Annotated in this window: 9 protein-coding genes; 5 read left to right on the top strand and 4 right to left on the bottom strand. The window is 72.2% G+C overall.

Features of this window, described 5'->3' with window-relative positions; genetic code table 11:
* The first annotated feature begins 10 nt into the window (after positions 1 to 10).
* The 5 genes from nusA to rbfA are packed head-to-tail and all read left to right on the top strand — an operon-like array spanning position 11 to position 6745.
* Positions 11 to 1654, top strand: coding sequence for a transcription termination factor NusA (nusA, locus tag WMF39_RS31590; protein ID WP_437740192.1), 1644 nt, complete (start codon positions 11 to 13; stop codon positions 1652 to 1654).
* Positions 1655 to 1693: 39 nt separating this feature from the next.
* Positions 1694 to 2833 (top strand): DUF448 domain-containing protein, encoded by a 1140-nt coding sequence (locus WMF39_RS31585; RefSeq protein WP_437740191.1) that lies wholly within the window; start codon positions 1694 to 1696, stop codon positions 2831 to 2833.
* A 15-nt stretch (positions 2834 to 2848) separates the two neighbouring features.
* Positions 2849 to 5968 carry a translation initiation factor IF-2 gene (infB, locus tag WMF39_RS31580; protein WP_437740190.1) on the top strand — a complete coding sequence of 1040 codons (3120 nt, stop codon included), beginning with the start codon at positions 2849 to 2851 and terminating at the stop codon, positions 5966 to 5968.
* Positions 5969 to 5978: 10 nt separating this feature from the next.
* Entirely contained in the window at positions 5979 to 6374 is a 396-nt protein-coding gene (locus WMF39_RS31575; protein ID WP_437740189.1) for a DUF503 domain-containing protein, read from the top strand.
* Positions 6371 to 6745, top strand: coding sequence for a 30S ribosome-binding factor RbfA (gene rbfA, locus WMF39_RS31570; protein ID WP_437740188.1), 375 nt, complete (start codon positions 6371 to 6373; stop codon positions 6743 to 6745). The genes WMF39_RS31575 and rbfA overlap by 4 nt, the downstream gene beginning before the upstream one ends.
* Before the next feature lie 202 nt (positions 6746 to 6947).
* Here the strand turns inward: rbfA and aat are convergent, their stop codons facing one another.
* The 4 genes from aat to WMF39_RS31550 all read right to left on the bottom strand — a co-directional run bounded on the left by aat (position 6948) and on the right by WMF39_RS31550 (position 12608).
* Positions 6948 to 7670, bottom strand: a complete 723-nt coding sequence (gene aat / locus WMF39_RS31565; protein WP_437740187.1) for a leucyl/phenylalanyl-tRNA--protein transferase — start codon at positions 7668 to 7670, stop codon at positions 6948 to 6950.
* A 61-nt stretch (positions 7671 to 7731) separates the two neighbouring features.
* The gene (locus WMF39_RS31560) at positions 7732 to 8733 is read right to left on the bottom strand and encodes a glycosyltransferase (RefSeq protein WP_437740186.1); all 1002 of its coding nucleotides are present in this window, start codon (positions 8731 to 8733) and stop codon (positions 7732 to 7734) included.
* 54 nt (positions 8734 to 8787) lie between these two features.
* Positions 8788 to 9549 carry a hypothetical protein gene (locus tag WMF39_RS31555; protein WP_437740185.1) on the bottom strand — a complete coding sequence of 254 codons (762 nt, stop codon included), beginning with the start codon at positions 9547 to 9549 and terminating at the stop codon, positions 8788 to 8790.
* 86 nt (positions 9550 to 9635) lie between these two features.
* On the bottom strand, positions 9636 to 12608 hold the full coding sequence (locus tag WMF39_RS31550) for a carboxypeptidase regulatory-like domain-containing protein (RefSeq protein WP_437740184.1): 2973 nt from the start codon (positions 12606 to 12608) through the stop codon (positions 9636 to 9638).
* Positions 12609 to 12713: the final 105 nt, after the last annotated feature.

The following is a 12713-nucleotide window of genomic DNA, read 5'->3' as shown; positions in this document are numbered from 1 at the left end:
CAGGGACGTCATGGCAACGATGGCAGCGATGCCGACCTCGGAGACGAGCCTCGGCAGCATCCTCGATCAGGTCGCGAAGGAGAAGGGGATCGACAAGAAGATCCTCGTCGAGACGATCGAGGCCGCGATCTTGAAGGCCGCGCAGAGCGTCTTCGGCCCCACCCGCGAGCTCGAGGCGCGCTTCAACGAGGACACCGGGCAGATCGACCTCTTCCAGTACATGACCGTGGTCGAGGCCGTGACGGAGCCGGAGCGCGAGATCTCCATCACTGACGTGGACAAGCTGAAGCTGGATGCGACCCTGGGCGAGGAGCTCGGCTTCCAGGTCTTCTGGCGGCCCGAGGACGCGGAGAAGGCGCGCGATCAGGACAAGGAATACGGCGACATCCTGAAGCTCAAGCACGGCCGCACGACCTTCGGGCGCATCGCCGCGCAGACGGCGAAGCAGGTCCTGCTGCAGCGCGTGCGCGACGCCGAGCGCGATCTCATCTTCAACGAGTACAAGGATCGCAAGGGCGAGCTCATCCGCGGCATCGTGCGGCGGTTCGAGAAGGGCAACAACATCATCGTCGACATCGGCCGCACCGAGGGCGTGCTCACGTTCCGCGAGCAGACGCCGCGCGAGACGTACCGGCCCGGGGACCGCATCGTGGCGTACGTGAAGGACATCGATCGCGAGGCCCGCGGCCCGCAGGTCATCCTCTCTCGCTCCGATCCCCGGCTCGTCGAGAAGCTCTTCGAGGCCGAGGTCCCCGAGATCTACGAGGGCATCGTGCGGATCGTGTCGGTCGCCCGGGAGCCGGGCGCCCGCTCGAAGATCGCGGTGACCAGCCGCGACGCAGACGTCGATCCGGTGGGCGCGTGCGTGGGCATGAAGGGCTCGCGCGTGCAGGCGGTCGTCCAGGAGCTCCGCGGCGAGAAGATCGACATCGTGCCGTTCGATCGCGATCCGGCGCGCTACGTCATCGCCGCGATCCAGCCGGCCGAGGTGCACAAGGTGATCGTCGACGAGGCCGACGGGCGCATGGAGCTCGTGGTGCCGGACGAGAAGCTGTCGCTCGCGATCGGGCGCAAGGGCCAGAACGTGCGGCTCGCCGCGCAGCTGACGAACTGGAAGCTCGACATCATCAGCGAGACCAAGTTCAAGCAGATGGAAGAAGAGGCGATCTCCGCCTTGCAGCAGATGGACGTGGTGACGGAGCAGATCGCCAAGTCCATGTACCGGCTCGGCTTCCGCGCGCTCGAGGAGGTCAGCGAGGCCTCGATCGAGGAGCTCGCGGCCATCCCGGGTCTCGGCGGCGTCGAGGCCGCCGATCGCATCAAGTCGCAGGCGGACACGACGATGGAGCGGCTGCGGCAGGAGCGCATCCGCTCCGCGAGCTCGCGCACCGAGCCGCTCACCGACCGCGAGCGGCTGATGTTCATCCGTGGCGTCGGCGATCGGACGGTGGTGTTGCTCGAGGAGGCCGGGTACCGCAGCGTCGAGGACGTGCTGCGGGAGGACGAGGATCGGCTGGCGATCCGCACCGGCCTCGGCATCAAGAAGGCGCGCGCCATCAAGCAGGGGGCGCGGGATTTCGTTGAAAGCGAGCAGAAGGTGCTCGATGCGGCGCGGGCGGACGTTCGTCGCGCCGCAGACGTGAGGCACGCGTAGGCTGCGAGGAGAAGTAGAGGGCCGAGGATGGGATCAGCAGTGAGCAGACAGAGCGACGCGGGTGAGCGTGAGCCCTTCGAGAAGGGGCGAGTGCGCACGTGCGTCGGCTGCGGGGAGCGCGTCGGCGTCGACGACGTCCGCGGCGCTCGTCCGCTCGTCCGGCTCATCCTTGGTCCCGGCGGTGTGGTCGCGGTCGATCCGGGCGACGGCGGGTTCGGGCGGGGCGCACACGTCCACCCGCAGCAGGACTGCCTCTCGGCGGCGGTCGCCCGGGGGCTCGCCCGCGCCGCGAAGGGACGTGTCCACGCGATCGTGGGGGCCGCTGGAGGAGGCGCCGAGGGCGCCGGCGATCAGGCGCGGGGCGTCGAGCCGCTCACGACCGTCTCGCTGGCGCGGGCGATCCGAGGGGCTACCGAGCGCCGGCTCCACGGGCTCGTCCGTGCCGCCGTCCGCTCCCAGAGCGCGGCGATCGGCGCCGATGCGGTCGTTGGGTCGTGCGTGCGCGGTGAGGCCGCGCTCGTCCTGGTCGCGTGCGACGCCGCGGCAGGCGCGGATCTGCCGGAGGTCCGGCGCGCCGTCGCCGAAGGGCGCGCCGTCGCGTGGGGCAGCAAGCAGGGGCTCGGCGCCCTGGTGGGCGGCCCGCGCGAGCGCGGCGTGGCCGTGATGGCGATCTCGGCGGCGTCGATCGCCGCTGCCGTCGCGAACGCAGCGCACGTCGTGGACACGTGCGCGCGCGTCGAGCGGGGCGAGGACGCCGCGGAGGGTGGGCGCCGCGGCGCCGGTCGCAGGGGGCGGCCTTCGCGCAGCGCGGCCGCCCGATCGGAGGAGGGCGAGAGCCCCGAGCATCGGAAGGCGCCGCCTGGCCATGCTGGCCTCTCGCGTCGCCGAGGGCCGGGGACGTCAGGCGTGGAGCGCGAGAACCCCGAGGCCGGGGTTCTCTCGGCGTCCGAGGATGTCGGGGGAAGACCCGGCAGCCTGGAGGGCGCGCTTACCAGCCGCGAGGAGCGGCGGGTGCCGGAGAGTGGGTCCGGTCGGCTTCTTGCTACTGCGCCGGGCATGGGGGGAGGCGGTGCGGTCGGGGGCAGGGCGGCGGTGTCCGGTTCTACCGGACGCGCCTCGACGGTCGACAGAGTGGCCGCAAATCGTCGCCCGCGCGGATGGGTGAGGCGGATTGGTTAACGTGGAGCGAGGTGCATGAGCAAAGTCCGGGTCTACGAGGTCGCCAAGCAGCTGAATATGGACCAGAAGACGCTGGTCGCGCTCTTCCAGTCCATGGGTATAGGCGACGTGCGCAATCACATGAGCGCCGTCGAGTCCGACGTCGTCGAGCGGGTGAAGCGGCACCTCGAGCGGCAAAAGTCGCCTGAGGTGGTGGAGGAGAGGATCCGCCCCACGGTCGTCAAGCGTCGCGCACGGCCCGGGGCCGAGCCCGAGCCGTCCTCGCCAGGCCGCGGGCCTGACCTGTCGGAGGCGCCCGTTCGCGCTGCTCCGGAGCCTGCGCCCTCTCGGCCTGCGGCTGAGCCCGCTCTGGCTTCGTCGCCGCCCGAGCGCGCCGCTCAGGAAGAAGCGCCGCCCCGTCGCCCCGTTGCGCCGCCCGCCGCTCCCGTCGCAGCGCCCTCGGCGCCGGCCCCCGAGCCGGTCGTCGCCGTGAGCCCGCGCGAGCCTGCTCCCGCACCCGCGCCCAATGCGCCTGCCCCGGCGATGCCGCCTGTTGCGGCTGCGCCCCCTGCGCCGCCGCCCCCGGCGGCTCCCGCTCCCGCAGCAACCGCGCCTGCCGCGGCGTCCGCGGCCGCGGAGGAGACGAAGGTGACCTCGCCCGAGCCGAAGCCTGCGCCGCCTGTCGCGGCGCCGCCTGCCACCGCCGCCGCGCCGGCGCCCGTCCCCGCTGCGGCTGCGCCCGAGGCGCCAGCTGCCGCCCCCGCGCAGGCGGCTGCGCCCGCGCCGATCCCTGCGCCTGCCGCAGCGGCGCCCGCCGCAGCGCCTGCGCCTGCCGCAGCGCCTGCGCCTGCGCCTGCCGCAGCAGCCGCAGCGCCCGGAGCAGCCGCAGCGCCCGGAGCAGCCGCGGCGCAGACGCCGACGCGGCCGCAAGCCGCGCCCTCGGCGCCCGCGCCTGCTCCAGCGCACGGGGCGTCGCGGCCGACGTCGCCGCCGCCCGCGCCGCAGCGGCCTGCAGCTCCGGCCGCCGCCCGCCCGGGCGCTCGGCCGACCACGCCGCCTTCGCCCGCGGCCAAGCCGGAAGATCCGGCCGGCACGCCGGGACAGGCGCCGCGCCGCCCGTCCTCGCCGCCGAAGACCGGCATTGAGGTCTGGCAGGGGCGTCCGGGCGTCACGATGCCGGCTCCCCGCACCGGCACGCCGCCGGCGCGGCGCACGACCTACGATCCGCGCGCCAACGCCCAGCAGGCACGCCCTGGTGGTCCCAGCTTCGGTCCAGGCGGCCGGCCCATGGGCGGTCGGAACACCCGCCCCGGGATGTTCGGGCGGCAGCGCCCGGGTGGCGGTCTCCCGCGCAAGCCGGTCCAGGTCTCCACGCAGGAGATGGCCTCGCACAAGAAGGTCATCAAGATCGAGGAGCAGGTCACTCTCCAGCAGCTCGCCGCGAAGATGAGCCTGAAGGCGACGGACGTGCTCATGCGGCTCCTGTCGATGGGCATGACGGGCGTGAACATCAACAGCACGCTCGACGCCGAAACCGCGAAGATCCTCGCGAGCGAGTTCGGCTGGAGCGTCGAGGACGTGGCCGTCAGCGAGCAGGACACGCTGAGCGCGGCCATGCAGGCCGGGGCCGACACCGACGAGGAGGTGGAGATCCGTCCGCCCATCGTCACCGTCATGGGTCACGTCGACCACGGCAAGACGTCGCTGCTCGACAGGATCCGGAAGGCCACGGTCGCCGAGGGCGAAGCCGGCGGGATCACCCAGCACATCGGCGCTTACCGCGTCGAGACGCCGCGCGGCACGATCGCCTTCCTCGACACGCCGGGCCACGAGGCGTTCACGGCGATGCGCGCCCGCGGCGCCTCGCTCACCGACATCGTGATCCTGGTGGTCGCGGCCGACGACGGCGTGATGCCTCAGACCAAGGAGGCGATCTCGCACGCCCAGGCCGCGAAGGTGCCGATCCTCGTCGCGGTGAACAAGATCGACAAGCCGGGCGCCGACGCCGACAAGATCAAGCGCGACCTCGCCGCGCTCGGGTTGCAGCCCGAGGAGTGGGGCGGCGAGACGATGTTCTGCAGCGTGTCGGCGAAGTTGGGGCAGGGCATCGACCAGCTCCTCGAGTCGGTCCTGCTCCTCGCCGAGGTCCAGGACCTCCGCGCCAACCCGAAGAAGCGCGCCAGCGGCACCGTCATCGAGGCGCTGCTCGATCGTGGCCGCGGCCCGGTCGCGCGCGTCATGGTCCAGGACGGCACGCTCCGCACGGGCGACATCCTCCTGGCCGGCGCCGCGTGGGGCAAGGTCCGGGCGATGACCGACGAGCTCGGGCGCTCCGTCGCCGAGGCCGGCCCCGCGACGCCCGTCGAGGTCCTCGGCCTCAACGAGGTGCCGAGCGCGGGCGATCCCGTCCACGCCGTCAAGGACGGGAAGACCGCGGAGGAGATCGCCGAGACCCGCCGCAAGAAGGCGTCGAAGACGCTCATCCCGCAGGATTCGCGCGTCTCGCTCGAGTCCATCACGAAGAACCTGCAGGAGGCCGATCAGCTCGAGCTCAAGCTGATCATCAAGGGCGACGTGCAGGGCTCGGTCGAGGCGATCATCCACGCGCTGGCGAAGCTCTCGACCCAGAAGGTGAAGGTCACGATCGTGAACGGCGCCGTCGGCGGCATCACCGAGGGCGACGTCAACCTGGCGGTCGCGTCGAAGGCGATCATCGTCGGCTTCAACGTCAGGCCGGCCGGCAAGGCGGGCGCTCTGGCCGAGAACGAAGGCGTCGAGATCCGGCTCTACAACATCATCTACAACGCCGTCGACGACATCCGGAGCGCGATGGAGGGGCTGCTCCCCGCGACCAAGGTGGAGAAGGTCCTCGGCCGCGCCGAGGTCCGCCAGGTCTTCAAGATCACGAAGGCGGGCACGGTCGCCGGCTGCATGGCCATCAGCGGCTCGGTCAAGCGCACCGGCGAGGCGCGCCTCATCCGGGACAACGCCGTGGTCTGGACGGGTCGCCTGTCCGGGTTGCGCCGGTTCAAGGATGACGTGAAAGAGGTGGTCGAGGGGTTCGAGTGCGGTATCTCGCTCGACGGCTACTCGGACATCAAGGAGCGCGACATCATCGAGAGCTTCGAGATCGAAGAGGTCAAGACGAAGCTCTGAGCCTCATCCGATGTTCGTGGGTGTACTCCGTCTCCGTCTCGATATCGTCGGGGCCCGCTCCCTCAAGGACAAGCGCAGCGTGGTGCGCTCCTTGAAGGAGCGGGCGCAGAGCCGGATGCGCGTGTCGATCGCCGAGGTCGGCGTGCTCGACGATCCGAGGCGGGCGACGCTCGGCGTCGCGGTCGTCTCGAACTCGGCGGTCATGTGCGACAAGGTCCTCGCGGACGTGGCCGCGATGGCAGGGTCGCTGCCGCACGCTGTCCTCACGGATCGGGCGACCGAGATCGTGCCGTTCGGCGATGGAGGCGCTGGGGTGCAGGGCGGCATCGAGCAGGCGCTCGGCCGTGACGATGGAGATCTGGGAGCGTCCTCGAACATGTTCGAGGACGCAGAGGACGACGAATGAGCGGCGTGGTGAAGCGGGCGACGCGGGTCGCCGAGCGGCTCCGTGAGGATCTGTCCAACCTGCTCCGGGATCTGCGTGACCCGCGGATCGCCGGCGTGCTCGTGTCGCGCGTGGAGATCACCGACGACCTGCAGAGCGCGAAGGTCCACGTGCGCCACGAGTTCGGCGCGGAGGACGCCGCGGCGCGCCGCGCCCTGCTCAAGGGGCTAGACGCGGCGTCGGGCCGGCTGCGCAGGGACGTCGCCCGCACGATGGGGCTACGCGTGGTGCCGACGCTGCGCTTCTTTTACGACGAGGGGCCGGACGCCGAGCGGCGGATCGAGGAGCTGCTCCGAGAGATCAAGGACGGCTCGGGCGGCGAGCGCTCCTAGAGCGACGGTCACCCGCTTCGGATACGGGCCCACCTCGACGTTTTCGGTGCTCAGCGCACCGGAGTGCGCTTGCGCGCCGAAAACGCCGATCTGGGCCCGTCTCCTGTGCGGGAGACCGTCGCTCTGCTCGGCATGGTGCTGAGGTGGGCGGAAACGGCTGTAGAGCGGGGTCGAGCGGCGCGCGGCCGAAGCTCGGGCGCGCTCACCGCGAGATGAGCCGCTCGATCGCCTGCGCGGGCTCGAGGTCGAAGCGCCACGGTCCCATCTTCGTCGGGGCGTCGAGCGCCACCTTCAGCGCGCTGAGGAACTCGCGCCGCCGCCACTCCACGGCGCCGAATCGCTCCAGGTGGTCCGTGTACACCTGGCAGTCCACCAGCGCGAAGTCCCAGGCGACGAGGTTCCCGAGGAGCGTCGCGAACGCGACCTTCGAGGCGTCGGGCGCGCGTGCGAACATCGACTCGCCGAAGAACATTCGCCCCAGCGACACGCCGTAGAGGCCGCCGACGAGCTCGCCGTTCGACCACGCCTCGATGCTGTGCGCGACCCCGGCGGCATGCAGCGCCGTGTAGCCGGCGACGAGCTCCTCGGTGATCCACGTGCCGTTCTGCCCAGGGCGCGGCGCGGCGCTGCAGGCCTGCATGACCCGCTCGAACGCCGTATCGGTCCGCACCTCGATCTCGCCCCGGCGCACCCGCTTGCGCAGCGAGTGCGGGACGTGCGCCTCGCGCGGCGGCAGGACGAAGCGCGGATCCGGGGAGAACCAGAGCAGCGGCAGCCCCTCGTGAGGCCAGGGGAAGATGCCCCGGCGGTAGCCGGCCAGCAGCCGCTCCGGCGAGGCCTCGCCGCCCACGGCCACGATCCCCTCCGGGGTCGCGCGCTCTGGCGGAGGGAAGTCGAGCTTGCTCGTGAGCACCGGGACCCGCATTGCTGTGGGATCGAATCCTCCCAAAAGAGCGCGCGGTTGCAAAGCGTCGCCCGCCGCGCGCTCAGGAGGCGCACAGGTAGTCGGAGCCCTCGACGAAGCCGCGCGCCGCGAGGTGGCCGCGGATGAGCGCGCGCGCCCCCCGCGCCCCCACGGCGACGACGAGGGTCTCTGCCCCGCGCTCCAGCCGCGACGGGTCGACGATCGGCGCGCCCTGCGCGATCCGGCCGATCTTGCGCGGATCGATGTCCACGAACCGCGCGGGCGCCACGCCGTTCCGGGCGAGCGCCCTCGCCAGCCGCCGGCCTGTCTTTCCCGCGCCCCACACGGCCACCGGGCGCGCTGGGCGCAGCTTCCTCGCAAGATAGTGCGCCTTTGCCTCGAGGAACCTCGCGATCGCGTACCGCGGATCGGCGAAGGTGGCGCGCCCCTCGCGGTGCCGCCAGCGCAGGCCGAGCTCCGGGAGCTTCGCCATCCGCGCGCCCGCGGCGTCGAGGCGCAGCCACAGGTCGTAGTCCTCCGCCCACGGGACCTCCCGGAACCCGCCCACCTGCTCCAGCGCGCTCCGCCGCAGCATCACCGACGGGTGGCACAGCGGGGACTCCACGAACATCTCGCGCGCGTGGTCCTCCGGGGTGACGATCGAGTTCAGCCAGTCGACGTAGCGCAGCATGCCCTCGCCGATCGGCCCGGCAGCGAACGCCTCGACGCGGGCTCCGACGACGTCGAGCCGCGGATCCCGGAGGAGCATCTCCGCTTGTCGCGCGAGCCGCTCGCCGACCGAGATGTCGTCGCCGTCCATGCGGGCGAGGAGCTCGCCGCGCGCCGCCTCCGCCGCCCGCGAGAGCGCCTGTGCGATCCCCACACCGCCCGTCGCGACCTGGAGGACGCGGCGATCGCGCTGCGCGATGCGCGCGACCCTGGCAGGGCCGCCGTCCGTCGAGCCGTCGTCCACGGCGACCACCTCCAGATCGACCGCGCGCTCGGCGAGCACGCTCTCCAGCGCCTCCTCGATCGTCGCTTCCGCCTGCCGGTACGGGAGCAAGACGGAGACGAGCGGCGCCACGCGGAGACCATGGCGGCGCGCCCGCGCAGCGTCCACAAGAACGGGCGCGGACGCCTAGCGCTTCTTGAAGTCGCCGAGGTGCGTGATGTACCAGCGGCCCTGCCACGAGATGATCGTGTGCACGTCGAGGCTCGCCGGCTTCCCGTCGATCTCGTACTTCAGCTTGCCGTGAAAGGAGCGGTAATAGCCGATCTTGTTGACCTCGTCCCCCGGAGGCACCCACTTCGGCTTGGAGCCCACAACGAAGCTGACGAACCGCGCCCCCTCCCAGCTCTTGCGCTTCCGATGCATCGACTTCACGTCGTTCACGTAAGCGGCGTGGAGGTTGTCCCAGTACTTGCCGGGGTCCTTCACGTCCTTGAGCGGGATGAACGGCTCCTTGGGGAACCAGAAGGGCTCGGCCAGCGCCGGCTCCTTCTTCGCGATGGCGTCGAACAACGCCCTGGCTCGCGCCGTGAGCTCCTCGCTCTCGAGCGCCGGCAGGATCTTGTTGTCCGCGCGGGCGGAGGTCGCGGCGCTCGCGTCGGCGCCTGCGCTGGGCTCCGCTCCTGGGCCTGGCGACGCGTCGGCAGCGGGCGCCTCGGCGGCCCCGCGATCGCCCCCGTCCTGCGGCGGCTCCGGCGCGCTTGCGTCCTCGGGGCGAGGCGCTGACGCCACCTCAGCCGCGCTGGCCCCTGCCGTCGCTGCTGCCGCCGTGGGCGCGGCGCCGACGGAGGAAGGCCGGGCGCTCTCGGCTGGCCGGGCATCGGGCGCCGGGGTGGGCGCCGCGCAACCCGCCACCACCGCCAGCGCGGTCGCGATGACCTGCTTGATCATGCGCGTGCCCTATCGCAGCGCTCCGGCGCCGACAAGCGACGCCGAGGCGCGGCCGGATGCGGGGCCCGCCCGGCGGCGGACCTGGCTCACTTCTCCACGATGATGAACTGAACGCGCCTGTTCTTGGCCTTGTTCGCGGGCGTGACGTTCGGCGCGACGGGGCGATCCTGCCCATAGCCCTTCGCGAGCAGCCGCGAGCCGTCCACGCCGGCCCGGATCAGCCAGGCGCGCACCGCGTTCGACCGGGCCTCGCTGAGCGTCTGGTTGTGCTCGCGCCCGCCCGTGTTGTCGGTGTGCCCCTGGATCTCGACCTTGCGGATGTTCGGATTCCGCTGGAGCACGTCCGCGATCTCCTCCATCAGCGCGTTCGAGTCGCCGAGGATCTTCGCCGAGTCGGTCTCGAAGTGGATCTGCCGCGAGATCTTGATCTCGTTGCCCAGCACCTTCACGAGCGAGATCTTCGGCCGCTTGTTCACCGTGAGGGCGGCGCGCGTGTCCTCGCTCGTCCGGACGTCGGCCTGGTTGACGTGGTTCATGTAGCCCTGCGCCTCGACCTTGAGCGTCACCGCGCCGGCCGGCAGGTCGGGGAAACGGAAGGCGCCGCTGCCGTCGGCCGTCGCCGTCTGCTCGCGGCCCGCAGCGTCGACCAGCCGGATCGTCGCGCCAGCGACCGCGTCCCCGCTCTCCGCGTCCTTCACCGTCCCGACGATGTTGCCCGTCTTGGGCAGCGCCTCGAGGGAGCAGTCGACGTCCACGAACGTCGGCCCCTGCGGCTGTGCCGGGCTCGGCGCAGCGCCAGGCCCTCCCGGCTGCGGACCGAAAGGCCCAGGCTGTCCGGGCTGCGGGCCGAAGGGCCCAGGCTGCGGACCGAAGGCGCCGGGCTGCCCGGGCTGCGGGCCGAAGGGCCCAGGCTGCCCGGGCTGCGGACCGAAGGCGCCGGGCTGCCCGGGCTGCGGGCCGAAGGGCCCAGGCTGTCCGGGTTGCGGACCGAAGGCGCCGGGCTGCCCGGGCTGCGGGCCGAAGGGCCCAGGCTGCCCGGGCTGCGGACCGAAGGCGCCGGGCTGCCCGGGCTGCGGACCGAAAGGCCCAGGCTGTCCAGGCTGCGGACCGAAGGCGCCGGGCTGTCCGGGTTGCGGACCGAAGGCGCCGGGCTGCCCGGGCTGCGGGCCGAAAGGCCCAGGCTGCGGGCCGAACGCCCCGGGTTGCCCCGGCGCTGCCCCGCCAGGGAGGATCGTCGCCTGGCAGGTGCCGGGCTTGTACCCGTTCGCCCGGATGTTGAAGGTGTACGTCCCCGGATCGAGGTGCCGTGTGAGGAAGCGGCCGTCCGGCCCTGTCGCGTACGGCGGCTGAGCCGCGCCCTCGATCGTCACGATGGCGTCCGCCACCGCCGCGTCGGGCTTGCTCTGCTCGTGCACGAAGCCGCGCGCGAAGGTCTGCGGCGCCGGCACGAGCTGCGGCGGCTCCTTGATGATCTGCGGCGCCGGGGCCGGCGGCGGCTCCTTCTGCTTCGTATCGTACGCATAGCCAATCCCGAGATAGAGCGTCCACGGCGCCTGAGGCGCGACCTCCTCGATGAACACGGAGGTCGCCGACAGGCCGAGGTCGAACGCCGCGTGTCCGGAGAGCCCGCGGAACGCCTTCTCGAACGGCGTCACCCGCACGCCGAGCGACAGCCGCGACGGCGCCGCGGCATAACCCGGTCCGCCCTGGTTCTGCGGGTCAGGAGACGCGAAGTCGTCGAGCCCGAGGCAGACGTCGCCGCGCGACACGGTCTTCGTGTGGCACTCGTAACCCTGCCGGTTCACCGGGATGTCGAGGGTGTACTCCAGGTAAGGCTGCACCTTCGGCAGCGGCACCTCGACGCCGAGGTGGGTCTGGAAGAAGTCGACGCGGTTGATGCCGAGCCCGAACCGCTCGATCCGCGAGATCGGCTGCCGCTCGCGATCGTCCGTGAACGCCTTCGCGCGCGCCTTCTCGACCTCCTCCACGAGGACGCCGGAGTTGTCGAGCTTGTAGCCGAGGTTCACGTTCACCCGCAGCGGGAACCCCTTGCCCTGCGGCTTGCGCAGATCGAGCGACGCGAGCCCGCGGAAGACCGCGCTCGTGCCGCCGCCGGCGAGGCCGACGTCGCCGGTCCCGTTGAGCAGGAGCAGCTGCGCCTCGCCGCCGAAGGAGAACGGCTTGCCGATCTTCGTGGGGGTGAACGCCTTCACGCCGAACGTCGTGTCGCCGAGCACCTGCAGCAGCCGCGGACGACCCTGGTCGTTCGCGTTCGCGAACGTGCGGATCGACGCGTACCCCTCGAGGAAGGGCAGGGGGGTCGCGTTCAGCGCGAAGAACGCTCCGACGTGGCTCGCCGAGTCCTCCTTCGCGTCAGGACCGCACGTGATCGGGTGACCGGCGAGCGTCGACTCCGCCGGATCACAGAGAAAGCCGCTCGTGGAGAACCAGTCGAGCAGGAACGACACCCGGAAGGTGCCCGGCGCGCCCGAGCCCGCGTACGACGTCCTGAGGAGGCCGGTCGAGCCCCACAGGTTCGGCTGCGCGGTGAGGGAGAGCGCCCGCTCCTCCTCGTCCCACGCGGTGGATGTCGGCGCCGTCGCGCTGGCCTGGAGGCCCTGATCACCGACCGACGCCTGCGCGCCGAAAGAGACGCTCCCGTCCGGCGGCGGTTGGCCCGGCTGCGGCCCGAACTGCGGCGGAGCGTCGCCCGGAAAGCCCGGCTGCGGCCCGAAGGAGCCGGGCTGACCGGGCTGCGGCCCGAAGGGGCCGGGCTGACCGGGCTGCGGCCCGAAGGGGCCGGGCTGACCGGGCTGCGGCCCGAAGGGGCCGGGCTGACCGGGTTGCGGCCCGAAGGGGCCGGGTTGCGCGGGAGGTTGCTCGGGCCCGAAAGCGCCGGGCGGCTGCGCGGGCTGGCCTGGGATCGGCTGAGGTCCGAAGGGCGGCTGCGGCTGCTGTGCCTCAGCAGCGCCCGCGAGCGTGAGCGAGCCGACGAGCGGCAGCGCCGTGAGCGCAGCGCGCCGGGGCCTGTCGGCAAACACCTTCCGAAGCGTATGCATCGAGCCTCACCCGCGAGGTCGAACAAGGAAACGCCCGCCAATCGGGACGGTGGAGACCTCGCGCGCGGCCCGTTGTATCACTCCGGGCGGCGCGTGAAACAGCGG

It is taken from the genome of Sorangium sp. So ce1504 (genome assembly GCF_051521635.1).
In the GTDB taxonomy this organism is placed as follows: domain Bacteria; phylum Myxococcota_A; class Polyangia; order Polyangiales; family Polyangiaceae; genus Sorangium; species Sorangium cellulosum_B.
Note: the sequence above shows the minus strand (reverse complement) of the source record. Positions and strands in the feature narration are given on the sequence as shown.

What these genes read in the sequence shown, in the direction of transcription:
- rbfA (WP_437740188.1), top strand. Translation starts at nt 6,371, where the DNA reads ATGAGCGGCGTGGTGAAGCGGGCGACGCGGGTCGCCGAGCGGCTCCGT.
- aat (WP_437740187.1), bottom strand. Translation starts at nt 7,670, where the DNA reads ATGCGGGTCCCGGTGCTCACGAGCAAGCTCGACTTCCCTCCGCCAGAG.
- WMF39_RS31550 (WP_437740184.1), bottom strand. Translation starts at nt 12,608, where the DNA reads ATGCATACGCTTCGGAAGGTGTTTGCCGACAGGCCCCGGCGCGCTGCG.
- nusA (WP_437740192.1), top strand. Translation starts at nt 11, where the DNA reads ATGGCAACGATGGCAGCGATGCCGACCTCGGAGACGAGCCTCGGCAGC.
- WMF39_RS31575 (WP_437740189.1), top strand. Translation starts at nt 5,979, where the DNA reads ATGTTCGTGGGTGTACTCCGTCTCCGTCTCGATATCGTCGGGGCCCGC.
- WMF39_RS31555 (WP_437740185.1), bottom strand. Translation starts at nt 9,549, where the DNA reads ATGATCAAGCAGGTCATCGCGACCGCGCTGGCGGTGGTGGCGGGTTGC.
- infB (WP_437740190.1), top strand. Translation starts at nt 2,849, where the DNA reads ATGAGCAAAGTCCGGGTCTACGAGGTCGCCAAGCAGCTGAATATGGAC.